Genomic DNA, 22665 nt, shown 5'->3' with positions numbered 1-22665 from the left:
GACATGGAGGCGGCGGCATGAAGACGCTTTTTTCCGAGATCATGGCGGACCTTCCCTTGGTCGCGATCCTGCGCGGGATCACGCCAGCGGAGGTCGAGGCGGTCGGCGACGTGCTTGTCGAGGCGGGCTTCCGGTTGATCGAGGTGCCGCTCACCTCGCCCGATCCGTTCGACAGCATCGCGCGTCTGGCCGGGCGATGGGGACAAAGCGCGATCATCGGCGCGGGGACCGTGCGCAGGGTCGACCAGCTCGACCGGCTGATCGAGGCGGGGGGCCGCCTGATGGTCACGCCTCATTGCGATCCCGCGCTGATCGCCGCCGCCTGCGCGCGCGGGCTCGTCACCCTGCCCGGTGTCGCCACGCCCACCGAGGCGTTCGCGGCGCTGGATGCCGGGGCCGACGGGCTGAAACTCTATCCGGCGGAGATGATCCCGCCGAGCGCGGTGAAGGCGTTCCGGACGGTGATCGGCCCCGGCGTTCCGCTCTGTCCGACGGGCGGCATCGAGCCCGAGGACCTTGCCCGTTATGTCGCGGCCGGTGCCGATGGTTTCGGGCTGGGCGGCGCGCTCTACCGCCCCGGCGACACGGCCGGGGATGTTGCCGTCCGCGCGGCCGCCTTCGTATCGCGCTGGAAGACGCTTCATGGATGACCCGACGGCGCAGTGCCCCGAGGATCGCGAATTGCTGGCGGCCGCCGCCGCGATCGGCCGCGACCTCATGCGGCCCGATCCGCGCATCTACTGGGCCGACCTGCTGCTGACCGCCATGGTGGCCTATGCCAGCCTTGCGGGCATGATGCGGCTTCCGCTCGGCGGCGCGACGATCGTCCTGGGCCTGGTCGCCATGCTCGCCTTTTATCGCGGGCTCAGCTTCATCCACGAACTGGCGCATCTCCGCCGGTCGCAGCTTCCGGGGTTCGCCGCCGCCTGGAATCTCCTGTTCGGCATTCCGTTGCTGACCCCGTCCTTCCTCTATGACGACGTCCATGTCCGGCATCATGCCCGAACCATCTATGGCACGACGCGCGACCCGGAATATCTGCCGCTGGCGTCGATGCGACCGCAGCATCTGGTCCTCTTCCTCATGGCGGCGGGGTTGGCCCCGCTGGGCCTGCTGATCCGCTTCGGCCTGCTGGCGCCGCTCGGCATCGGCAGCGCCCGCCTGCGCCGGGCGACCGTCGCCCGCTATTCCGCGCTGGCGATCAACCCGGCCTTTCGCCGGACGGAGCCGCAAGGACAGGCGCGTCGCGAATGGCTCCGCCTCGAAATCGCGGCCGGCGCATGGGCCGTCGCGGTCATCCTGCTGGTCGCCACCGGAAGCGTCGGCGTGACACAGGCGGGGCTGGCGCTCCTCCTCGGCTCGGGCCTGGCGGGCATCAACCAGTTGCGCACGCTCGTCGCGCATCTGTGGGAGAATGAGGCGGGCACGCCGATGAGCCTGACCGCGCAATATCTGGATTCGGTCAATGTGCCGCCGCCCGCGCTGCTGCCTGCGCTCTGGGCGCCGGTCGGTCTCCGCTATCACGCGCTGCATCATCTGTTGCCGTCGGTGCCCTATCACGCGCTCGGCACGGCGCATCGGCGGCTGTCGGCCCGGCTGGGGCGAAGGCCCGAACGCGCGCGTGTCGACCATCGCAACATGCTGGCGCCGCTGCGCGCCATTTTCCGCGCCGCAGGCCGCTGAGCCGGGCTAGGCCGATCGCCTGCGCTCGATGTCCGCGAGCACGTCGATGAAATGCCGCACCCGCGCCGAACGGAAACGCGCCTCGGGGAAGACCGCATGGACGCCCCCGTCCGGCAGCGACCATTGGGGGAGCAGATGGACGAGCCGCCCCGCCGCCAGGTCCGCCGCGACCACGAAGTCCGGCAGCACGGCCAATCCGCACCCGGCCAGGACACAGGCATGGGTGGCGGGTGTCTTGTCGGCCATGACCACGGGCGACCCGGTGCAGCGACGCTCCTCCCCCTCGCGGGAAAATGTCCAGTCGAGCGGATGACGCAGCAGGCGGTTGCCGATCCACGGCATCGCCCCAAGCGCGTCCGGCGACAGGGCATCCGCAGCGCGGCGCGCCATATCGGGCGTGCAGACCAGCAACTGGCGAAAGCTGCCCAGCCGACGCATCTGCAATCCGCTGTCCGGCAACCAGCCGAGCCGGATGGCGACATCGACCTCCGCATCGATCAGATCGAGGACGGCGTCGTCGAACGTCACCTCGGCCCGGACGGCCGGAAAGCGCGCGAGGAACGCCGCCATGGCGGGCGCGACCACCGCCCGGCCATAATCGCTGGGCGCCGTCACCGTCAGCGTGCCGGTCGGCGTCTCCACCCCCTGCGCCGCCTCGGCGAACGCATCGTCCGCATCGCGCAGGATCGCCATCGCGCGTTCGTGGAAGCGCCGTCCGGCGTCGGTCAGGTGCAGCTTGCGCGTGGTACGCTTGAGCAGCGCGACACGCAATTCCTCCTCCAGACGGGCGACCTGATGGCTGACGACCGTCTTGGCGACGCCCAGCCGCTCCGCCGCGCGGGTGAAGGAGCCCGTCTCCACCGTCGCGGTGAAATAGCGGAGGCGATTGAGATTGGGGGCGTCCATCGCATGATTGTCCTATTTGGACTTACAGTGTGTATGATTTGTACCGATTTATCCAGGTCATCGAACCGCCTATCTCGGTCATCGACAGGGCAGCCCCTTGCTGCCGAGCCACAGGACGATGACCATGACCGGCATAGGCGACATGCAGTTCCGCTATTTCTTCGATCCGCTGTGCGGCTGGTGCTATGCCAGCGCGCCTGCCCTCGCCGCGCTCGCCGAGCAGGCGGGCGACCGGCTGGACATGATGCCCTCCGGCCTGTTCGCCGCGCCCCGGCCGACCGCGTCGATCGCGGATCATGCCTGGCACAACGACCAGCGCATCGCGAGCATGACGGGCCAGCCGTTCAGCGAAGCCTATCACCAGCGCGTCCTCCAGGCGCCCGGCGGCGTGTTCGATTCCTCTGCTCTGACCCATGCGCTGGTGGCGCTGGGCGAGTGGCAGCATGGCCTGGAGCCACGCTTCCTGCATCAGGCGCAGATCGCTCGCTATGTCGGGGGAGAGGATACGTCGGATGCGATGGTGGTGGCGCGGGTCGCCGCATCGGTGGCGGGCCAGGCGGGGATCGCGCTCGACGCCGCGGCGCTGGCCGATCGCCTGCGCGATGACGCGGACCTGCATGCCCGGACCGACGCGCGGATCGACGAGACGCAGCGGGCGATGGCGGCGCTGCGGATCAGCGGGGTGCCGCAACTGGTCGCGATCGTCGGCGGTCGGCACGTCATCGTTCGCGGGGACGATCTCTATGCGGGCGGCGATCGCCTGCTCACCGCTCTGGCCGCGCTGGACCGCGCGGCGTAATTTCACAAGAAGGGACGTAACATCATGAACATCGCCTTGATCGGCGCATCCGGCAATGCCGGTTCGCGCATCCTTGCCGAACTCGTCCGCCGCAATCACATGGTGACCGCGATCGCACGCGACACCGCCAGGATCGCGACCGCTCCCGGTGTCCGCGCGGTCGGTGTCGACCTGCACGACGGCGCGGCGCTGGCGGACGTGCTGCGCGGCCATGACGCGGTCATCAGCTCGGTCCATTTCCTCGCCAGCGGCCCCGACGCACTGATCGATGCGGTGAAGGCATCCGGCGTGCGCCGCTATCTGGTCGTCGGCGGCGCGGGCAGTCTGGAGGTCGCGCCGGGCCAGCGCCTGATCGACAGCCCCGATTTCCCCGCCGCCTATCGCGACGAGGCGCTGGCCGGGGCGGCCTTTCTCGACAAGCTGCGGGGTGAGACGGATCTCGACTGGACGTTCCTGTCGCCCTCGGCGGTCTTCGCCCCCGGCGAGCGGACCGGGACGTTCCGGCTCGGCGGCGACGCGCTCCTGACCAACGCGAACGGCAGCAGCATCTCGTTCGAGGATTATGCGATCGCGCTCGTCGACGAACTCGAGGTTCCGGCCCATATCCGGCGGCGTTTCACCGTCGGCTACTAAGGCCGATCGACATTCGGCGATGCCCTCCTTCCCTCTCCCCTCTGCGAGGGGCGAGGGAAGGAGGGCATCGCCAAGCCTCATGCGGGCGGAGCGCCGTCCTCCGCTTCCACGGAGAGCGCCGACCGGGGCGTTGCATCGACACGCAGCGCGAACACATCCGGCCGGGAATAGTGACCGGCCACGTCGAGATCATATCGACCGCGCACGACGTCATCCAAGTCGATCGTCGCGGCCAGCACGCCTTCGCGGCCGTGAAGCGGCCCCGCCACGATCTCGCCCATCGGATTGACGATGATGCTGCCACCCTTGATCAGTTCCGCCGTCGCATCCTCCCCGGCGAATGCGGCATAGTCCGCAGGTGCGTCGGCGCGGGTCATATATTGGCACGCGCTGAGCAGGAACATGCGCCCCTCATAGGCGATGTGGCGCATCGACGCCTGCCAGATGTCACGCTCGTCCACCGTCGGCGCACACCAGATTTCGACGCCGCGCGCGTACATCGACTGGCGCAACAGCGGCATGTAATTCTCCCAGCAGATCGCCGAGCCGATCCGGCCGACCGGCGTCTGGAGGACCGGGATCGTCGATCCGTCGCCCTGCCCCCAGACCAGCCGTTCGCTGGCGGTCGGCATCAGCTTGCGATGCTTGCCGATCAGCGCCCCATCGCGCCCGAAGAACAGCGCGGTGCAATAGAGCGTGGCGCCGTCGCGCTCGATCACGCCGGTCACCAGATTCGCCTTCATATCGGCCGCGAAGCCGCCGATCGTACGGACTTCCGGCCCGTCAATCTCGATCGCCGCGCGCCAGTAGCGCAGATAATCCTCCCGGCCCTCGACCGTGCGCGAGCCGATGCGCGCGCCGAAGTCCAGGCCCTTGGGATAGCCGCCGATATAGGCTTCCGGAAATACCGCGAGTTCGACGCCGTCACGCCTGGCGGCCTCGCAATGGGCGGACATCCGCTCCAGCGTATGGGGGGTGTCGAACAGGGTCGTTCCAGCCTGCACGACGGCGACGCGATGTTGACGCACGCTATGATCCTCTGTCGTTCGGTGTTCTTCAAAACGGGACCATCACTGCCCTGGGCCGATGTCCTATACTCGATCAGACTCGCTCGATCATCAGGGCGATCCCCTGCCCCACGCCGATGCACATGAAGGCCATGGCATAGCGGCCGCCGGTGCGATGCAGCTCCTCGACCGCCGTCATCGCGATGCGCGCCCCCGACATGCCGAGCGGATGGCCGAGCGCGATCGCGCCGCCATTGCGGTTCACACGCGGGTCGTCAGGCGCGATGGCCAGGTCGCGCAAGGTCGCGATCGCCTGCGCGGCAAAGGCTTCGTTGAGTTCGATGACGTCGAGCTGGTCCAGGCCGATGCCCGTATTCCGACACAGCTTGCGCGCGGCCTCGATCGGCCCCGCCCCCATGATCCGGGGCGCGATACCCGCCGATGCCAGCCCCAGGATACGCGCGCGCGGCGTCAGGCCATGGCGGGCCGCCGCCGCTTCCGAGGCGACCAGCATCGCCGCCGCGCCGTCGTTGAGGCCCGAGGCGTTGCCCGCCGTCACCGTGCCGTCGGCGCGGACGACGGGTTTCAGCTTCCCCAGCGCCTCCAGGCTGGTGGCGCGGGGATGTTCGTCCTGCGTGACGACGATCGGCTCCCCCTTTCGCTGGGGGATGGTGACGGGCACGATCTCCACGGCCATGCGACCGCTCGCGATCGCCGCCGCCGCCTTTTGCTGGCTGGCAAGCGCGAAGGCGTCCTGGTCCTCGCGACCGATCCGCCATTGGTCGGCGACGTTTTCCGCCGTCTGCGGCATGGTGTCGACACCATACGCCGCCTTCATCGCCGGATTGACGAAGCGCCAGCCGAGCGTCGTGTCCTCGATCTGCTGGGCCCGGTCGAAGGGGCCCGCCGCCTTGCCCAGCACATAGGGCGCACGGGTCATGCTCTCGACCCCGCCCGCAATCGTCAGTTCGGCATCGCCGCTGCGGATCGCCTGCGCCGCGATGCCGACCGCGTTCAGCCCCGACCCGCACAGCCGGTTGACCGTTCCGCCCGGCACCACCTCCGGCAGACCGGCGAGCAGCACCGCCATGCGCGCGACGTTGCGATTGTCCTCGCCCGCCTGATTGGCGCACCCCAGCAGCACGTCATCCACATCCTGCCAGTCGACGTGGCGGTTACGCTCCATCAGCGCACGCAGCGGAATGGCGGCAAGGTCGTCGGCCCGAACGCCCGCCAGCGCGCCGTTCAGCTTGCCGATGGGGGTGCGGATCGCATCGCAGATATAAGCGTCGGGCATCAGGCGTCCTGTTCCAGCATGTCGATTATCTTCTGCGCCTCGGCAAAGCCGGTATTGGCGGCGGGTACGCCCGCATAGATGGCGGCCTGCATCAGCACTTCCTTCAGCTCGTCGCGCGTGAAGCCGCCCTGGGTCAGCCCGGCGCGCACATGCAGCGCGAATTCCTCCCAACGCCCCAGTGCGCAGGTGATCGCCAGCACGATCAGGCGGCGGGTGCGATCGTCCAGCCCCGGCCGCCCCCATATCTCGCCCCAGGCGATCCGGGTGATCATCGCCTGAAAATCGGCGGTCAGGGGCGTGCGCCTGGCCAGGCTGCGTTCGACCCATGCATCGCCCAGCACCCGGCGGCGATTGACCAGCCCCGCCTCGAACAGCGTATCGCTGGCCGCCTCGACCACGTCGTCAGCGGTCAGGAAGCGGCGCAGCGCGGTGGCCAGCGCGGCGGGAGCCTCGATCGGTGGCAGATGCGCACCGTCGACTCCGACATGCCGCGCGCCCGGAATGGCCGCAACCAGATGCTCGCCATGCCCGGCATAGGGCGTGGAAACGTCGCGCATCGCGGTAACGACCAGCGTCGGCACCGCGATCGAGCCGATCCGATCGATCAGCGCCATGTCGCGGATCGCCGCGCCCGCCCCGGCATAACCCGTATCGGCCTGGCGCGCGATGCCGTCGCGCAGCGTCGCGGCGATGTCGGGATGCTGGGCGGCGAAGTCGGGCGACAGGAACCGCCCGACCGCCATCTCGGCGATGGCGCCGGTGCCCTGGGTGCGCACCGTGTCGATCCGCGTGCGCCACGCCGCCGGGTCCATCGTCGCCGAGGTGCAGATCAGCGCCAGCGCCGACACCCGTTCCGGATGGTCGAGCGCCAGTTGCATCGCGACCATGCCGCCCAGCGACACGCCCGCCACCGCCGCCGTCCCGACGCCCGCATCGTCCATGATCGCGGCGACATCGGCGGCCAGCATCGCCAGGCTATAGTCACCGTCCGGCGCGTCCGATCCGCCATGCCCGCGCGCATCGATGCGCAACAGGCGAAAGGCGGGGAGCAGCAGCGGCACGGTCCGGTCCCAAAGGCCGATATCCGTACCGATCGAGTTGAGCAGCACCAGCACCGGACGATCGTCCGCGCCCTCCAGCCGCCAGTGCAGGCGGGTGCCGCCGCGTGTCGTGAACGCCATATCAGTTCCCTTCGAACCCCAGCAATTCGGCGATGATGGCCGCGCTTTCGCCCAGGTCGTCGCCCATGCCCGCGCTGGCCAGATTGCGCGCCACCGCCGCGCGATCGATCTCCAGCCCCTCGGCCACCACCGCCATCGCGGCGGCGCTGCCCGAGGCGAGCAGGAACAGCTCGGCCAGGACCGGCCCTTCCGCCTGCCAGCCGCCGAGCCCGCGTTCCTGTTCCTGCGGCATCCCCGCCAACAGCGCGGCGACGAGGCCCGGCGCGCGGATCGCGGCGGACAGCGCAACCTGACAGCCGGTCGGATTGCGCTTATGCGCCATCGCCGAGGAGCCGCCGCGTCCGGCGATCGCGGGCTCCCGTGCCTCGCCGACGCCGTTCTGCGCCAATAGCGACACGTCGCGCGCCAGCTTGCCCAGCGCCCCGATCAGGATGCCGATCGCCGCACCGATCGACGCCACGCCCGTCCGCCGCGCATGCCAGGGCGCCCCTGCCGTCAGCCCCAGGGCCTGCGCCATATGCGCCGCGACCGCCGCACCCTGCCCGCCCGATCCGGCGCGCGTCCCCGCCGCGCCGCCGAACTGGATGATGGCGTGGCGCGCCACCGCCTCTTCCAGTTGATCGAGCGCCTCGGCAATCCCCGCCGCAGCCTGCGCCAACCGCAGGCCGAAGGCGACCGGGATCGCGTCCTGTAGCAGGGTGCGCCCGATCGCCGGGGTCGCACGATGCGTCGCCGCGAGGTCCGCCAGGGCCGCGACCACCCGGCGGCCATCGCGCGCGACCAGGGGAAGCGCGGCGCGGACCTGCATCATCATCACGCTGTCCGCCACATCCTGGCTGGTCGCGCCGCGATGCAGCGCCCTGCCCGCCTCGCCCGACAGCACGCCGCGCAGATGCTCGACCAACGGGATGGCCAGCGTCCCCGCCAGGGCCGCCGCATCCGCCAGCACGGCCGGGTCGATCCGGACCTGGGAGACATCCTTGGCAATAGCCTCGGCCACCGCTGCCGGGATCAGGCCATGGGCGGCCTGCGCCTGTGCCAGGGCCACCTCGAAGGCGCAGGCATGGGCGATGGTCGCCGCGTCGTCGAATATCGCGATCATCTCCGGCGTCGCGGCCGGGCGCAGGCGCAACAGGCTGGTCACAGGTCGAACATCACCGTTTCGCGTTCTCCCTGCAGGACGAGGTCGAGCGACCAGACGCCCGGCGCGCCCTGCACCGCGATCAGCGTGGCGCGACGCTCCGGCGGGACAAGCGCGAGGACCGGATCGGTGTCGTTGCCGTCCGCCCCTTCGAAATAGATGCGGGTGGCCAGCCGCCTGAGCAGCCCGCGCGCAAAGATCGACACCGCCAGATGCGGCGCCTGAAGGCCATTGGCCGGTCCCGGCACCCGGCCGGGCATGATCGTACGAAAGCGGTAGCGACCTTCCTCATCAGTCGCGGACCGGCCGAAGCCGACGAAATGCGGATCGATCGGCACCTCCTGCCGGGCATCGTCCCTGCTGCGATAGCGACCCGCCGCATTGGCCTGCCAGATTTCAACCATCGCATCGGGCACCACGGCGCCCTGTCCGTCGAGCACGCGCCCGGTGACCTCGATGACCTGCCCCTCGGGCGTGCCGGTGGGCGAGGACAGGTTCAGCACATAATGCGCCTCGGGCATCAGTTCGGGCCGCGCGCCCATGTCCGACCGGCCGACCAGGTCCGCGCCGCCCCGCCAGGGCAGGCCGTAATGGAAGAACGGCCCGACCGTCTGGCTGGGCGTCTGGCCGAACAGCGCCGGATCCTGATTGTCGGCGCGCGCCTGGGGGCGCAGGTCGGCGGGATCAATGGTCATGATGATCCTCCTCGAAGGGCGTCTGCTCGCGTCCCTTCAGCACCACGTCGAACCGATAGCCGAGCGCCCAGTTGGGCTCGGTCACATCCATGTCCAGCCGCGCGACCAGCCGCTGGCGGTAGGGCATGGGCACCGCATTGGCGATCGGATCGATCTCGATCAGCGGATCGTCGGGGAAATAGAGCTGCGTCACCAGCCGCGTCGCAAAGGCGGGGCCGAGCAGCGAGAGATGAATATGCGCGGGCCGCCAGGCATTGCGGTGATTGCCCCAGGGATAGGCGCCGGGTCGAACCGTGACGAAGCGATAACGCCCCTCCGCATCGGTCACCACCCGCCCCGCCCCGGTGAAATTGGGGTCGTGCGGCGCGTCCCACTGGTCCTTGGCATGGATATAGCGTCCGGCGGCATTGGCCTGCCATATCTCCATCACGGTATCGGGCACCGCGCGCCCCTGTTCGTCCAGCACGCGGCCCGCGACGATGATCCGCTGGCCCAGCGGCTCGGCCTTATGCTGCTTCGTCAGATCGGCGAGCGCCGATCCCATCAGCCGGTCCCAGCAGCCGCCGGGGCCCGTCGTCTCGGTCAAAGTCGGCGGGATCGCGATCGGCGGCCGAAGCGGCGCCCGCGTCGCCGTGGAGCGATAGTCGGGCACCAGCAGCGGCGGCGCGCCCGCATCGTCCCTGCCATAGCCGATCATGCCGGCTGCTCCGCGAAGGGCGCACCCGTCTTGGCGCGCACCTCGTCCAGCGTCACGCCGGGCGCCAGTTCGATCAGCCGCAGCCCCGGCTTGTCGCACGCCATCACGCACAGGTCGGTGACGATCAGGTCGACACAGGCCTTGCCGGTCAGCGGCAGGGTGCATTCGGGCAGGATCTTGGGGGTGCCGGACTTGCTGGCATGGTCCATCACCACGACGATGCGCTTGACGCCCGCGACCAGGTCCATCGCGCCGCCCATGCCCTTCACCATCTTGCCCGGAATCGTCCAGTTGGCGATGTCGCCACCCGCCGACACCTCCATCGCGCCCAGCACCGCCATGTCGATATGACCGCCCCGGATCATCGCAAAACTGTCCGCGCTGGAAAAGAAGCTGGAAGTCGGCAGCGTCGTCACCGTCTGCTTGCCCGCGTTGATGAGGTCGGGGTCCGCCTCGCCCTCATAGGGAAAGGGTCCGATGCCCAGCAGTCCGTTCTCCGACTGCAAGGTCACGTCGATCCCGGCGGGGACATGGTTGGCGACCAGGGTCGGAATGCCGATGCCCAGATTGACGTAGAATCCGTCCTGCAGCTCGCGCGCGGCGCGCGCCGCCATCTCGTCGCGGGTCCAGCTCATGCCGCATCCTCCCGTGCGCGGGTCGTCAGCTTCTCGATCCGCTTCTCGTTGATGGTCGAGCGGACGATCCGGTCGACGAAGATGCCGGGCGTGTGGATGCAATCGGGGTCGAGCGCGCCGGCTTCGACGATCTCCTCCACCTCGACCACGGTCACCTTGCCCGCGGTCGCCATGTTCGGGTTGAAGTTGCGCGCGGTCTTGCGGAACATGAGGTTGCCCGCCGGGTCCGCCTTCCACGCCTTGATGATCGACAGGTCGGCGCGCAGCCAGGTCTCGCGGACATAGTCCTGCCCGTCGAACGTCTCGACCGGCTTGCCCTCGGCCACCACCGTACCGACGCCGGTCTTGGTGAAGAAGGCGGGGATACCAGCACCGCCAGCGCGGATACGCTCGGCCAGCGTGCCTTGCGGGTTCAGTTCCAGTGCCAGTTCGCCCGACAGATATTGCTGCTCGAACAGCTTGTTCTCGCCGACATAGCTCGAGATCATCTTGGCGACCTGGCGGCTTTCCAGCAGCATCCACAGGCCGAACCCGTCCGCGCCCGCATTGTTGGAAATGACGGTCAGGCCCGTCACCCCGCTCGCGCGGACCTCCGGGATCAGGCTCTCGGGATTGCCCGACAGGCCGAAACCGCCCGACATGATCGTCATGCCGTCGAACAGCAGCCCGGCCAGCGCCGCCGCCGGGCTGTCATAGATCTTGCTCTTCATGCCATCTCCAGGGGCAGGCCAACATAATTCTCGGCGAGCGTCCGCTGCGCGGCGGGCGAACCGCGTAGATAGTCCAGCTCGGCCATCTGGATGCGCCGGTCGAAGCCATCCATGGTCGGGAAACGGTGGGTCACCGAGGTGAACCACCAGGAAAAGCGCTCCGCCTTCCACACCCGCGCCAGCGCACGGGCCGAATAATGGTCGATCCCCGCATCCGACCGTTCGTGATAATGTTCGGTCAGCGCACGACCCAGCATCGTCACGTCGGACACCGCCAGGTTCATGCCCTTGGCCCCCGTCGGCGGCACGATATGCGCCGCGTCCCCGGCCAGGAACAGCCGCCCCCAGCGCATCGGCTCGGCGACGAAGGAACGGAGCGGCGCGATCGCCTTTTCGAAGCAGGGTCCGCGCGTCACCCTGGCCGCCATGTCCGGGCCGAGGCGGACGCAAAGCTCGTCCCAGAAGCGATCGTCGGACCATTGCGCCAGGTCCTCGTCCAGCGCGCACTGGACATAATAGCGGCTGCGCGTCGTCGAGCGCATCGACGCCAGCGCGAAGCCGCGTTCGTGATTCGCATAGATCAGCTCGTGATCGGCGGGCGGCACATCGGCCAGCACCCCCAGCCAGCCAAAGGGATAGACCCGCTCGAACACCCGCAGGACGTCGGCCGGGATGGCCGCGCGGCTGATGCCGTGAAAGCCGTCGCAGCCGACCACGAAGTCGCAATCGAGCCGGTGTTCCGCGCCATCCTGCCGCCAGGTCACGCTCGGCCGATCGCCGTCCAGCCCGGACAGGGCGACGTCCGCCGCGTTCCAGACGATCGACACGCCGCGATCCTCGGCGGCGTCGAACAGGTCGCGCATCACCTCCTGCTGGCCATAGACGGTGACGGTCGATCCGCCCGTCAGCGCCGCCATGTCGATGCGGAAGACCTCGCCGTCGAGCGCCAGATTGGTGCCGCCATGGACCAGCCCCTCGCGCTCCAGCCGCGCCGACAGGCCCAGCCGCCGCATCAGCGCGACCGTCCCCTGTTCCAGCACGCCCGCGCGGACCCGCCCCTCGACATAGGAACGGTCGCGTCGTTCGATCACGACGGCGTCGATCCCTTCGGCGTGGAGCAGATGGGCCAGGAACATGCCCGCCGGTCCCGCCCCGATTATCGCCACCTGTGTCCGGTGCCTCATATCCATCCTCTCGACTGTCGGCCTGTTCGCCGACTTGTGCCGATCATGCGCCTTGCGATGGCGGCGTGCGATGGACGGGGCGCGCAAAAAGTTGGACGATCCGGTTGCCGCGCAATAGCATGGCCGGATGGTGTCCGCGGCCATTCCCAGCTTCTATCTCTATGGCGAACCGCACCGCGCGGTGGAGGAGGGCTTCGTCCATGCCGAACGGCTGGACAGCCGCTCGCGCCCCCACGAATGGACGATCCTGCCCCACGCCCATGCCGATCTGGTCCAGCTCTTCCTGCTCGAAGAAGGCGGCGGCACCATGCGCGCCGAGACGAAGAGCCTGGCCGTCAGTGCGCCCGCGCTGGTGATCGTACCGGCGGGGATCGTGCATGGTTTCGACTGGCATCATGAGTCGGCGGGCGCGGTCGTGACCTTGTCGGTCCGGCATCTGACGCTGCTCGACAGCCGCTATCCGGGGCTTGCCGCCGTCTTCGAGCAGGCCGGCGTCATCGGTTCGGACGATATGCCGGCCGACCGGATCGGCGCGCAGATCGCGACGCTGATGCGCGAGCTGCTATGGTCGGGACCGGGGCACCGCGCGGCGGTCGATGCCGCGTTGCTGACGATCCTGGTCGAGACGCTGCGCTCGCTCGACAGGATGCGCGACCATGCCCCCGCCATCCCCGGCCATCACCACAGCTTGGTCGCCCGCTTCCGCGCGAGGATCGACGAGCGTTTCCGCCTGCGCGAGCCGATCGCCGACTATGCCGAGGCGCTGGGGACCAGCGAAAGCCGCCTGCGCGTCGCCTGCGCGCGGGTCGCGGCGCTTTCACCCGCCGCGATGCTGGACCAGCGTGCCATGCTCGATGCCAAGCGCGCTCTTCTCTATACCAATATGTCGGTGGCGGAGGTCGGCTATGCGATCGGCTTTTCCGACCCGGCCTATTTCACCCGCTTCTTCAGCCGCCATGCGGGCGTGTCCCCCAGCGCCTATCGCAAGGCCGCGGGCGACTGACGCCCGGACGCGGCATCGGCCATTCCGGCGGAGTGGCAGTCAGCCCCGTGCGTAATCGCGCGGGGTCATGCCGTATTTCTCCTTGAAGGCGCGGCTGAAATGCGCGGGATCCTTGAACCCGCAATCATAGGCGACCGACGTGACGGACGACCGATAGGCCAGATTGCCGCGAAGGTCGCGCTTGGCCTTTTCCAGCCGGAGGTGCCAGATCCGTTCCGACAGCGACCGTTCGCTCTCCGCGAACAGCTTGCGCAGATAGCGTTCCGACAAGCCGAAGGTTTCCGCGACGCGCTCGCACGTCAGCGTCTCTTCGCAGAAATGCGTGTCGACGAACTGGACGATACGAGTCATCAGCACGTGTCGCTGTTCGCGCAGCGGCGGGCGCCGGTCGGAGGTCTGTTCGGTGAAGGCCGCGCCGACCAGGTCGATCAGCGCACCGTGGAGCGCGGGCGCGCTGCGGGGATCGATATGGCCCAGCTGATCCTCGAGATCGCAGATAAAGCGTGCCGCCAGCCGTCCGGTGCCCCGCGCGCCCGAGATGGGGCAAGCGGTCAGATCGTCCAGGCTGCGGATCTGGCGGGCCATGTCCTTGCGGCTGAGCCGCAGGACGGTCTGGACGAAGGGTTCCTCCACGAAGAAATCATAGGGCCGCGTGCTGTCGTAGATCGCCATGTCGCCGACCTGAAGACGCGCCTCGCGGCTGCCCTGGCAGATCGTCACCCGGCCCTCGACCAGCACGGTCAGCAGAACATATTCGTCATGGTCGGATGCGATCCGGCGGCGATCGCGCGAGACATGGTGGCGCCCGGCGGCGACCTTGGCGATGCGGGTTCCCAACAGGTCGCAACTGCTGATCGAGGCGTGGAACGGGCCATCGTCCGCGCGCGCGCAATCGAGATCGACGATCTGCTCGCGCACCGTCTCCCGCCAAGCTGCAAAGCTGACGGCATCGACCTGCCTGCGCTTCATGCTTTCAACGTCCACGATGCATCCTCGTGTGCCGGAGGGCTCAAGGGATCGATGCTCTCATAGGGACCGGTTCGGCCGCAAGCCCTTATTCCATGGCCCGACCGCGAGAGCCCCGACCGGCCCTCAGCGACGATGCCGCCCCTGTCCTGCGCCGCTCCAAACCTGAAAACAGGCCGTCCCGTACAAGTTTTTCCGATCGTCCTCGCAGACTATCCGTCTTGTGGGTCGGGCTTTGCAGGTTCGCACCATAGGCCGACATCCAGCCCGAAAGAGGCTCGAGCGGCGCCGTCAGGAGGTCCTGGTTCATAGGAAGGGGGCGTTATGCGCGTGCAATATAGTTCGATGTTATTGGCCGGTGTTTCCCTGATGGCGTTGCCGCACGCGGCACTAGCGCAGGAGGCGACATCCACGACCGCCACCGGGATCGAGGCCCAGGCCAGCCCGGCGAACGACGACACCGATGGGCAGAAGGACATCGTCGTCACCGGATCGCGCGTGGTGCGCGACGGCAGCAAGTCGCCCAGCCCCGTGACCGTCCTGAGCGCGGGCGAACTGACCCGCGCCGCGCCCAGCAACATCGCCGACGGGCTCAACCAGCTGCCGCAGTTCAGCAATTCGGTCAGCCAGACCAGCTATGGCCAGACCAACGCCAACACGCCCAGCAACGGCAACTATCTGAACCTGCGCGGCATCGGGCCCGCGCGCGCGCTGATCCTGTTCGACGGGCGGCGACTGCCCCCGACCAGCTTCGACGGCAGCGTCGACGTCAACACCCTGCCCCAGATGCTGGTCCAGCGCGTCGATGTCGTGACCGCCGGTGCGTCGGCGACCTATGGTTCGGACGCGGTCAGCGGCGTGGTCAACTATGTCCTCGACAAGACATTCACGGGCGTCAAATACACGCTGCAAAAGGGCGTCTCGACGCGTGGCGACGCGCCCAGCCTGCGCGCGGGCGTGGCGGTCGGGACGGGGCTGCTCGGCGACCGGGCGCACCTGATCGCGAGCTTCGAACATTACGACTCGGCCGGTATCTTCAGCCGCTACGACCGACGCTATGCGGGCAATCTCTACAGCCTGGTGGGTGCCGGGACCGCCGCCAATCCCTATGTCACCGCAGCCAACACCCGGCTGAGCTTCTCGTCGTTCGGCGGATTGCTGCCAGCCCTGGGCCTCGCCTTCCAGCCGGGCGGCGCGCTGACCGCGTTCAACGGGGGGACGGCGACGGGCAATCCGTCGATCAATATCGGCGGCGACGGGGCCTATTTCGATCAGCTGGGCCTGACCGGCAGCCTGAAGACCAACCAGGCCTTTGCGCGCCTGTCGATGGACGTCGCGCCGGGCGTCAACGCCTTCGTCCAGGGCAGCTACGCCGACTCGCGCAATATCGGCTATTACGGCTCCGACTTCCATTTCGGCAGCATCCTGTTCTCGCCGACCAACGCCTTCCTGTCGGCGCAGCAACAGGCGCAGCTCACCGCCGCGTCGGGCGGCGCGCCGATCACGATGTCGCGCTACAGCCGCGACCTGGGCCAGCGCGTGTCCGACGCGTTCAACCGCAGCTACAATGTCACGGCGGGCGTCGACGGGCGCTTCGGCGATTATCGCTGGAACCTGGCCTATTCCCATGGCCGCACCCAGCTCGACGTGAAGGGGCTGGAGGTCAACAACCAGAAATTCTACGCCGCGCTCGACGCGGTGAGGGACGGCAGCGGCAATATCGTCTGCCGGGTCAGCCTCACCAATCCCGGCCTGTATCCGGGCTGCGTTCCGCTCAACCTGTTCGGAGAGGGTTCGCCGTCGGCCGCGGCGGTCGCCTATGTCAACGACTATTCGCGCTACCGCGTCGTCAACGAACTGGACGTGGTCAGCGGCTCGATCTCGGGTTCGCCCTTCTCGTCATGGGCGGGGCCGGTGTCGGTGGCGATCGGCGGCGAATATCGGCGCCAGTCGCTGGTCGAGACCAGCAATTCCGATCCCGGCGTGGCGACCGACTTCACCGGCATCCGTTTCGTGCCCAGCGGGACGCTCGGCCACAGCTTCACGAACGTCGGCAGCGCCAAGGGCCGTTACGACGTCAAGGAGGTGTTCGGCGAGGTCGACATTCCGCTGGCCAAGGACAGCGCGCTCGGCCGCTCGCTCAACCTGAACGGCGCGGTCCGCTATACCGGCTATAGCACCAGCGGCGGCGTGACGACGTGGAAGGCGGGCCTGGTCTATCAGCCGGTCGACGACCTGGTCATCCGGGCGACGCGTTCGCGCGACATCCGGGCGCCCACCCTGTACGACCTGTTCGCCTCGCGCTCGATTAACGTCTTCGGCCTGTCGATCCCCGGCGTGGGCAATTTCCCCACCCAGGCGATCTCCGGCGGCAACGCCGCGCTCAAGCCCGAGAAGGGGCTGACCACCAGCGCGGGCTTCGTCTATTCGCCCTCCTGGCTGCCCGGCGCGCGCCTCGCCATCGACTATTTCGACCTGAAGCTGCGCGATGCGATCACCGTACAGGACGCGCAACAGGCCTATGACGATTGCCAGGCCAGCGGTGGAAACGCCCCGGTGTGCAACCTGATCGTCCGCACGTCCGGCTCGACCGTCCCCACGGCCATCCTGGTCTCGCCGCTGAACAGCGCCTCGCTGCGGACGCGGGGGTTCGATTTCGAATCCTCCTACACCTTCGGCGTGGGTCAGGGGCAACTGGCCCTGCGCGCCTTCGCCAGCTATGTGCCGGTGCTGAGGTTGCAGACGAGCGCGACGCAGCCGGCCGAGGAACTGGCGGGCACCGCGAACACCTCCGTCGGCGGCAACGGCGCGGGCTATCCCAAATGGCGGGGCAACCTGTCGGTGAACTACGCGAACGGCGGCTTCAACCTGAACGTGCAGGAACGCTGGATCGGCCGCTATGACCGCTCGACGCGGGCCAGCTATGTGATCGCAGACGCGTCCAACCGGATGCCGAACGTGTTCTACACCGATCTGAACATCAGCTACGACGTCGCGGGCGGCCAGTTCTCGCCCTTCGTCAACGTGCGCAACCTGTTCGATCGACAGGCCCCGCTCTACGCCAGCGCGCTGCCGGGCCTGTCCTATCCGGCCAACCAGAGCCTGCACGACGTCGTCGGACGCTACGTCACCTTCGGCATTCGCGGCAAATTCTGAAGCATCGGGGCCGATCGCGCGTCGGCCCCCTTCCTGTCCGCCAGAGAGGATCATTCGATGAAACCATGGTTCCCGGCCATCGCGGCGGTGGCGGCGGCGGCGACACCCGCTGCCGCCACGCCCCGCACGCCCGCATCCCCCGCGCCCGCCGCCCGTTCGGGCTGCGATCGCGGGTGCCTGCTCGACATGACGAACCGCTATCTGCTGGCGCTGGAGGCGCATGACGCCGCCCGCCTGCCCCTCGCCCCCGGCGCGATGGTGTATGAGAATGGCCGGCCCGGCCGGCTCGACGACGGCGTGTGGAAGGACGCGACGATCATCACCGGCCGATCGACGATCGTCGACCCCGAGGCCGGGCAGGCGATCTTCTTCGGAATCGTCCGGCGCAAGGATGCCGGGCAGGCGCTGTACGTCGCCCGATTGAAGGTGGCGGGCGGCCGGATCACCGAGGTCGAGCAGCTGACGGCTGGCAAGGACGACCTGCTGTTCAATCCGGACGGCGTTCATTTCCCCAAGCCGATCTGGTCCGACGTCCTGCCGCCGGAGGAACGCGTCCCCGCCGCTGAGTTGCGGCGCATCGCCAACCTCTATTTCCAGTCGATCCAGGAGCATGATCCGACGATCGTGCCGTTCCATCCCGACTGCAACAGGACCGAAAACGGGACGCCGACCACCAATACCAACCGGCCCGACGTCATAACCTCCGACAGTTGCGACATCGGCGTCACCAAGTTCGGCTGGATCCCGGTGGTCCGCGAACGCCGCTTCCCGATCGTCGACACCGCGCGCGGCCTGGTCATCGGGATCAGCCATCTGGACGTGGTGCCCGGCATCAGCAGCAACAACGGCCCCAGGGCCGATGCGCCCTTCACCTTCGTGATCTATGAGATCTTCAAGATCGTCGACGGCCGAATCCTCGACATCGAATGCTTCATGATCACGCCCAAGGACCGGCGCTCGATCTGGCCGGTGGGGCCGTTCTACGAAAAGCTTCATCCCTATCGGCGGGCGGCCTCGCCCGCCGCGAAATAGCCCGCATGCGGCGGCGCGCCATGCCGGTCCGGGCCATTTTTCGGGCCGCAGGCGGCAAGCGCGGTTCGATGCCGCCGCTAGCCTTCATTCCATATCAGCGAGGGGGAAGAGTGCGTTGACGAAGCCCATGGTTCGGCTCGCCGTCGTACAGGCGGCGCCAGTCTATCTCGACGCGCAGGCGTCCACCGACAAGGCCATCGGCCTGATCGCCCAGGCGGCGGCGAACGGCGCGAAGCTGATCGCCTTTCCGGAAATCTGGATACCGGGTTATCCCTGGTGGATATGGCTGGGCGCACCGGCATGGGGCGCGCAGTTCCTGCCGCGCTACCACCGCAACGCCCTGGCCGCCGACGGCCCCGAACTGGGCCGCATCCGCGAGGCCGCCGCGCGGCACGGCATCCACTGCGTCATCGGCTATGTCGAGCGCGCCGACAGCACGCTCTACATCAGCCAGATGCTGATCGACGACACCGGTACGACGGTGTTCAACCGGCGCAAGCTGAAGCCGACCCATGTCGAGCGCACCGTGTTCGGCGAGGGCGACGGGTCCGACCTGAAGGTCGTCGACACCGCCATCGGTCGCCTGGGCGCCCTATGCTGCGCCGAGCATGTCCAGCCGCTGAGCAAGTTCGCCCTCTATGCGCAGGGCGAACAGATCCATGTCGCCTCCTGGCCGTCCTTCACGCTCTACAAGGGCATCGCCTATGGTCTGAGCGCGGAGGCGAACCTGGCCGCCAGCCGCGTCTATGCGCTGGAGGGGGGCTGCTTCGTCCTTCATGCGACCGGCGTGATGTCGCCCGATGTCTATGACATGTTGTGCGACACGCCCGACAAGGTGGCGCTGCTCAACGCGGCCGGTGCGGTGCAGGGCGGGGGCAATTCCATGATCTTCGGCCCCGACGGCCGCTCGCTGACCGAGCCGATGCCGGAGGACGAGGAAGGGCTGCTCTATGCCGATGCCGATTTCGACGCGATCGTCCATGCCAAGAGCGCACTCGATCCGACCGGCCATTATTGCCGCGCCGATGCGACGCGGTTGCTGCTGAACGCCCGGCCGCGCCGCCCGGTGGAGCCGTTCGGCGCGGCGCTGCCCGACGCTGGCACATGGGAGGCGCTATGACCCCCTCCCCCACCGCCGATGGCGGCGCCCTGAGCGGCGACCGCCGCTATGAGTTTCGCGCGATCGCGCTGCTCGCCTTGGGGTTCGGGCTGGTCGGGCTCGATCGTTGGCTGGTGATGCCGCTCGCGCCGCAGATCATGCGCGACCTGAAGCTGGATTATCAGGACCTCGGCAACCTGGCCGCGGCGGTCGGCCTGTCCTGGGGCGTGTTCGCGATCCTGATGGGCAATCTGGCCGACCGCATCGGGCGTCGCCGGATCGTGATCGCCTCGGTGATCGGCTTCTCGCTGCTGTCGGGGGTCAGCGGACTGGCGGGCAGCCTGGCGATGCTGATGGTCGCAAGGCTGGCCATGGGCGTCGCGGAGGGGGCCTATTGTCCCGCGAGCTACGCCGCCGCGCTGGATGCGTCGCGCCCGGCGCGGCGCGGCCTCAACCTCGGCATCATCCAGGGGGCGTTCGCGCTGTTCGGGCTGGCGCTCGGCCCCATCATCGCGACGCAGCTGGTCGCGATCGTCCCGTCGTGGCGCGCCGTGTTCCAGATCGTCGCGGTGCCCGGCCTCGTGCTGGCGGGCGCGATGTTCGTGGTGCTGCGCGATCCTCCCCGCGCGGCCCGCCCCGCCGTGACGGCCGATCCCGCCCCCCGCGCATCGTGGCGCGACGTGCTGGCGCGGCGCAACGTCCGGGTCGCCATCCCGGCGATCTTCTGCTCGATGAGCGGGATCTTCGTCCTCGGCGCGATGACGCCGGTGTTCCTGACCGACGTGGTGCGACTGAACGGCCCGCAAATGGGGCTGGTGATGTCGGGCCTGGGCTTTGGCGGTTTCGTCGGGCAGATCGCGCTGTGCGGCATATCGGACGTGATCGGTCGCCGTCCCGCACTCGTCGCCGCGTTCCTCGGCGGGGCGGCGGCGCTCGCCGCGCTGGTGCTGACCGCGCACACGCCGCTGCCGCTGTTCGCGCTGCTGTTCCTCGCCGCCTTTTGCTGCTGTGGCGCGAACGCGCTGCTCGCGGGGCCCGTGGCGGGCGAGGCCGTGCCCTATACGCTGTCCTCGACCGCGATGGGATTGGTGGTGGGGCTGGGCGAGATTTTCGGCGGCGGCATCGCGCCGAGCATCGCCGGGCGGATCGCCGTCACCACCGGGCTGCCGACGACGCTGCTCACCGTGTCGGGCGTTCTGGTCCTGGGCGCGGTCGCCAGCGTTGCCCTGATCGAAACCGCGCCGCGGCGCGGCCATGGGGCGGCCCGTCCCGAAACGCCCGCCATCGCCGTTTGAGGCCCGGCCCGCGACCGGCATAGCATGGACCGACAAGGAAAAAAGGAGTGAGAGGATGACCCGCTACAGCTTCGAGGCGCAATATATCGACGGAACATGGCGGCCCGGTTCGGGCGAGGAGACCATGGAGGACCGCAACCCCTATTCGGGCGAGTGCCTCCTCCGCCTGCGCGCCGCCGACCTTACCGACGTCGATGCCGCCTATCGCGCCGCCGCCAAGGCGCAGAGGGAATGGGCGCAAACGCCTCCGGCGGTCCGGGCCGACCTGTTCCGGCGCGCCGCGAATATCGTCCAGGCCCGGCGCGACGAGATCATCGACTGGCTGGTCGCCGAATCGGGTTCCACCCGGATCAAGGCCGGGATCGAATGGCAGGCGGTGATGGGCGGCCTGAACGAGGCCGCGTCGATCCCCTATCGCATCAACGGCCGCATCCTGCCGATCGACCTGCCCGACACCGAAAGCCGCGTCTATCGCCGCCCCATCGGCGTCGTCGGCGTGATCAGCCCGTGGAACTTCCCGCTCCACCTGTCGCACCGCACGATCGCGCCCGCGCTGGCGGTGGGCAATGCGGTGGTCGTCAAACCGGCCGAGGACACCCCCGTCACCGGCGGCCTGCTGCTGGCGCGCATCTATGAAGAGGCGGGACTGCCGCCCGGACTGTTCAACGTCGTCACCGGCAGCTCGCGCGTGATCGGCGACGGCTTCTGCACGCATGATGTTCCGCGCTTCCTGTCCTTCACCGGCTCGACCGGGGTGGGGCGGCGCATCGGCAGGCTGGCCATCGAAGCCCCGGTCATCAAGCGGGTCGCGCTGGAGCTGGGCGGCAACAACCCGTTCGTCGTGCTGGCCGATGCGGACCTCGACCAGGCGGCGCAGGCGGCGGCCTTTGGCCGGTTCCTGCACCAAGGCCAGATCTGCATGAGCACCAACCGCGTGATCGTGGAGGACAGCGTCCATGACGCCTTCCTCGAAAAATTCGCCGCCTGCGCCGCGCGGCTGAAACATGGCGATCCGGCCGAGGCGGACACGCTGATCGGCCCGGCGATGAACGCGAAGCAGCTGGCCGCGAACCTCGATCACCTCGCCGCCGCCAAATCCCGCTTCCGCCTGGTCCTGGGGGGCGAGCCGTCGGGCGCGGTGGTGCCGCCGCACATCTTCGCCGATGTCGACAATGACGATCCGCTGGCACAATCCGAGATGTTCGCGCCGATCGCCTTCGTCATCCGGGCGCGGGACGAGGCGCATGCGCTCGAACTCGCCAACGCCACCGATGCGGGCCTGTCCAGCGCGGTCTTCACCCGCGACGAGGCGCGCGGGCTGCGCTTCGCCCATGGGCTCGACGTCGGGATGACGCATGTCAACGACATGACCGTCGCCGACATGCCGTTCAATCCGTTCGGCGGCGAGAAGAACAGCGGCATCGGCCGTTTCGGCGGCGACTGGATCGTGGAGGAGATGACCACGACGCACTGGGTGACGATCCGGCGCGGCGCGGTCGACTATATCCCCTGACCGCCACTTCTTACCCCGACGACGACCCCCGCC

Annotated in this window: 21 protein-coding genes; 10 read left to right on the top strand and 11 right to left on the bottom strand. The window is 68.6% G+C overall.

Annotated features, from left to right (window positions below; genetic code table 11):
• Positions 1 to 17: 17 nt before the first annotated feature.
• Both ABIC44_RS09415 and ABIC44_RS09410 read left to right on the top strand, forming a co-directional pair.
• On the top strand, positions 18 to 650 hold the full coding sequence (locus ABIC44_RS09415) for a 2-dehydro-3-deoxy-6-phosphogalactonate aldolase (protein WP_354295080.1): 633 nt from the start codon (positions 18 to 20) through the stop codon (positions 648 to 650).
• Complete coding sequence (locus tag ABIC44_RS09410) at positions 643 to 1683, top strand: fatty acid desaturase family protein (protein ID WP_354295079.1); 1041 nt, start codon at positions 643 to 645, stop codon at positions 1681 to 1683. Before ABIC44_RS09415 ends, ABIC44_RS09410 begins: the two co-directional genes overlap by 8 nt.
• 6 nt (positions 1684 to 1689) lie before the next feature.
• On the opposite strand, the gene ABIC44_RS09405 is transcribed toward ABIC44_RS09410, so the two are convergent.
• Positions 1690 to 2589 (bottom strand): LysR family transcriptional regulator, encoded by a 900-nt coding sequence (locus ABIC44_RS09405; RefSeq protein WP_354295077.1) that lies wholly within the window; start codon positions 2587 to 2589, stop codon positions 1690 to 1692.
• Positions 2590 to 2713: 124 nt separating this feature from the next.
• Between ABIC44_RS09405 and ABIC44_RS09400 the strand changes: the two genes are divergently transcribed.
• Together ABIC44_RS09400 and ABIC44_RS09395 are read left to right on the top strand one after the other, a co-directional pair.
• Positions 2714 to 3388: a DsbA family protein gene (locus ABIC44_RS09400; RefSeq protein ID WP_354295075.1), complete on the top strand. Its 675-nt coding sequence runs from the start codon at positions 2714 to 2716 to the stop codon at positions 3386 to 3388.
• 24 nt (positions 3389 to 3412) lie between these two features.
• Positions 3413 to 4021 (top strand): NAD(P)-dependent oxidoreductase, encoded by a 609-nt coding sequence (locus ABIC44_RS09395; protein WP_354295073.1) that lies wholly within the window; start codon positions 3413 to 3415, stop codon positions 4019 to 4021.
• A 77-nt stretch (positions 4022 to 4098) separates the two neighbouring features.
• Here the strand turns inward: ABIC44_RS09395 and ABIC44_RS09390 are convergent, their stop codons facing one another.
• The 9 genes from ABIC44_RS09390 to pobA form a co-directional block, all read right to left on the bottom strand.
• A complete protein-coding gene (locus ABIC44_RS09390; protein ID WP_354295072.1) occupies positions 4099 to 5049 on the bottom strand; it encodes a carbon-nitrogen hydrolase family protein in 951 nt (316 codons plus the stop codon).
• 73 nt (positions 5050 to 5122) lie between these two features.
• Positions 5123 to 6325, bottom strand: coding sequence for a 3-oxoadipyl-CoA thiolase (gene pcaF, locus ABIC44_RS09385; RefSeq protein WP_354295070.1), 1203 nt, complete (start codon positions 6323 to 6325; stop codon positions 5123 to 5125).
• The gene (gene pcaDC / locus ABIC44_RS09380) at positions 6325 to 7506 is read right to left on the bottom strand and encodes a bifunctional 3-oxoadipate enol-lactonase/4-carboxymuconolactone decarboxylase PcaDC (protein ID WP_354295069.1); all 1182 of its coding nucleotides are present in this window, start codon (positions 7504 to 7506) and stop codon (positions 6325 to 6327) included. The genes pcaF and pcaDC overlap by 1 nt, the downstream gene beginning before the upstream one ends.
• A gap of 1 nt (position 7507) precedes the next feature.
• Positions 7508 to 8650: a lyase family protein gene (locus ABIC44_RS09375; RefSeq protein ID WP_354295068.1), complete on the bottom strand. Its 1143-nt coding sequence runs from the start codon at positions 8648 to 8650 to the stop codon at positions 7508 to 7510.
• Positions 8647 to 9342 (bottom strand): protocatechuate 3,4-dioxygenase subunit alpha, encoded by a 696-nt coding sequence (gene pcaG, locus ABIC44_RS09370; RefSeq protein ID WP_354295066.1) that lies wholly within the window; start codon positions 9340 to 9342, stop codon positions 8647 to 8649. Before pcaG ends, ABIC44_RS09375 begins: the two co-directional genes overlap by 4 nt.
• Positions 9332 to 10039 carry a protocatechuate 3,4-dioxygenase subunit beta gene (gene pcaH / locus ABIC44_RS09365; RefSeq protein WP_354295065.1) on the bottom strand — a complete coding sequence of 236 codons (708 nt, stop codon included), beginning with the start codon at positions 10037 to 10039 and terminating at the stop codon, positions 9332 to 9334. The genes pcaG and pcaH overlap by 11 nt, the downstream gene beginning before the upstream one ends.
• On the bottom strand, positions 10036 to 10674 hold the full coding sequence (locus ABIC44_RS09360; RefSeq protein ID WP_354295064.1) for a 3-oxoacid CoA-transferase subunit B: 639 nt from the start codon (positions 10672 to 10674) through the stop codon (positions 10036 to 10038). The genes pcaH and ABIC44_RS09360 overlap by 4 nt, the downstream gene beginning before the upstream one ends.
• Positions 10671 to 11384 carry a CoA transferase subunit A gene (locus ABIC44_RS09355; protein WP_354295062.1) on the bottom strand — a complete coding sequence of 238 codons (714 nt, stop codon included), beginning with the start codon at positions 11382 to 11384 and terminating at the stop codon, positions 10671 to 10673. Before ABIC44_RS09355 ends, ABIC44_RS09360 begins: the two co-directional genes overlap by 4 nt.
• The gene (gene pobA / locus ABIC44_RS09350; protein WP_354295061.1) at positions 11381 to 12568 is read right to left on the bottom strand and encodes a 4-hydroxybenzoate 3-monooxygenase; all 1188 of its coding nucleotides are present in this window, start codon (positions 12566 to 12568) and stop codon (positions 11381 to 11383) included. Before pobA ends, ABIC44_RS09355 begins: the two co-directional genes overlap by 4 nt.
• Positions 12569 to 12695: 127 nt before the next feature.
• On the opposite strand from pobA, the gene ABIC44_RS09345 reads away from it, so the two are divergent.
• A complete protein-coding gene (locus ABIC44_RS09345) occupies positions 12696 to 13571 on the top strand; it encodes a helix-turn-helix domain-containing protein (RefSeq protein ID WP_354295060.1) in 876 nt (291 codons plus the stop codon).
• Between the two features lie 39 nt (positions 13572 to 13610).
• Here the strand turns inward: ABIC44_RS09345 and ABIC44_RS09340 are convergent, their stop codons facing one another.
• Positions 13611 to 14555, bottom strand: coding sequence for an AraC-like ligand-binding domain-containing protein (locus ABIC44_RS09340; RefSeq protein WP_309698294.1), 945 nt, complete (start codon positions 14553 to 14555; stop codon positions 13611 to 13613).
• A 306-nt stretch (positions 14556 to 14861) separates the two neighbouring features.
• Between ABIC44_RS09340 and ABIC44_RS09335 the strand changes: the two genes are divergently transcribed.
• The 5 genes from ABIC44_RS09335 to ABIC44_RS09315 all read left to right on the top strand — a co-directional run bounded on the left by ABIC44_RS09335 (position 14862) and on the right by ABIC44_RS09315 (position 22632).
• On the top strand, positions 14862 to 17693 hold the full coding sequence (locus ABIC44_RS09335) for a TonB-dependent receptor plug domain-containing protein (protein WP_354295059.1): 2832 nt from the start codon (positions 14862 to 14864) through the stop codon (positions 17691 to 17693).
• Between the two features lie 57 nt (positions 17694 to 17750).
• Positions 17751 to 18725 carry a DUF8021 domain-containing protein gene (locus tag ABIC44_RS09330; RefSeq protein WP_354295057.1) on the top strand — a complete coding sequence of 325 codons (975 nt, stop codon included), beginning with the start codon at positions 17751 to 17753 and terminating at the stop codon, positions 18723 to 18725.
• Between the two features lie 115 nt (positions 18726 to 18840).
• On the top strand, positions 18841 to 19845 hold the full coding sequence (locus ABIC44_RS09325) for a carbon-nitrogen hydrolase family protein (RefSeq protein ID WP_354295055.1): 1005 nt from the start codon (positions 18841 to 18843) through the stop codon (positions 19843 to 19845).
• The gene (locus tag ABIC44_RS09320; RefSeq protein WP_354295054.1) at positions 19842 to 21119 is read left to right on the top strand and encodes an MFS transporter; all 1278 of its coding nucleotides are present in this window, start codon (positions 19842 to 19844) and stop codon (positions 21117 to 21119) included. Before ABIC44_RS09325 ends, ABIC44_RS09320 begins: the two co-directional genes overlap by 4 nt.
• Positions 21120 to 21174: 55 nt before the next feature.
• Positions 21175 to 22632 (top strand): aldehyde dehydrogenase family protein, encoded by a 1458-nt coding sequence (locus ABIC44_RS09315; protein ID WP_354295052.1) that lies wholly within the window; start codon positions 21175 to 21177, stop codon positions 22630 to 22632.
• Positions 22633 to 22665 lie beyond the last annotated feature (33 nt).

It is taken from the genome of Sphingomonas sp. 1185, assembly GCF_040544655.1.
Lineage (GTDB): Bacteria > Pseudomonadota > Alphaproteobacteria > Sphingomonadales > Sphingomonadaceae > Sphingomonas.
The sequence above is the reverse complement of the archived record's forward strand: the minus strand, read 5'-3'. Positions and strand labels throughout refer to the sequence as shown.

Coding starts and splice junctions, on each gene's coding strand:
- ABIC44_RS09415 (WP_354295080.1), top strand. CDS start 18: ATGAAGACGCTTTTTTCCGAGATCATGGCGGACCTTCCCTTGGTCGCG.
- ABIC44_RS09410 (WP_354295079.1), top strand. CDS start 643: ATGGATGACCCGACGGCGCAGTGCCCCGAGGATCGCGAATTGCTGGCG.
- ABIC44_RS09405 (WP_354295077.1), bottom strand. CDS start 2,589: ATGGACGCCCCCAATCTCAATCGCCTCCGCTATTTCACCGCGACGGTG.
- ABIC44_RS09400 (WP_354295075.1), top strand. CDS start 2,714: ATGACCGGCATAGGCGACATGCAGTTCCGCTATTTCTTCGATCCGCTG.
- ABIC44_RS09395 (WP_354295073.1), top strand. CDS start 3,413: ATGAACATCGCCTTGATCGGCGCATCCGGCAATGCCGGTTCGCGCATC.
- pcaF (WP_354295070.1), bottom strand. CDS start 6,325: ATGCCCGACGCTTATATCTGCGATGCGATCCGCACCCCCATCGGCAAG.
- pcaDC (WP_354295069.1), bottom strand. CDS start 7,506: ATGGCGTTCACGACACGCGGCGGCACCCGCCTGCACTGGCGGCTGGAG.
- pcaG (WP_354295066.1), bottom strand. CDS start 9,342: ATGACCATTGATCCCGCCGACCTGCGCCCCCAGGCGCGCGCCGACAAT.
- pcaH (WP_354295065.1), bottom strand. CDS start 10,039: ATGATCGGCTATGGCAGGGACGATGCGGGCGCGCCGCCGCTGCTGGTG.
- ABIC44_RS09360 (WP_354295064.1), bottom strand. CDS start 10,674: ATGAGCTGGACCCGCGACGAGATGGCGGCGCGCGCCGCGCGCGAGCTG.
- ABIC44_RS09355 (WP_354295062.1), bottom strand. CDS start 11,384: ATGAAGAGCAAGATCTATGACAGCCCGGCGGCGGCGCTGGCCGGGCTG.
- pobA (WP_354295061.1), bottom strand. CDS start 12,568: ATGAGGCACCGGACACAGGTGGCGATAATCGGGGCGGGACCGGCGGGC.
- ABIC44_RS09345 (WP_354295060.1), top strand. CDS start 12,696: ATGGTGTCCGCGGCCATTCCCAGCTTCTATCTCTATGGCGAACCGCAC.
- ABIC44_RS09335 (WP_354295059.1), top strand. CDS start 14,862: ATGCGCGTGCAATATAGTTCGATGTTATTGGCCGGTGTTTCCCTGATG.
- ABIC44_RS09330 (WP_354295057.1), top strand. CDS start 17,751: ATGAAACCATGGTTCCCGGCCATCGCGGCGGTGGCGGCGGCGGCGACA.
- ABIC44_RS09320 (WP_354295054.1), top strand. CDS start 19,842: ATGACCCCCTCCCCCACCGCCGATGGCGGCGCCCTGAGCGGCGACCGC.
- ABIC44_RS09315 (WP_354295052.1), top strand. CDS start 21,175: ATGACCCGCTACAGCTTCGAGGCGCAATATATCGACGGAACATGGCGG.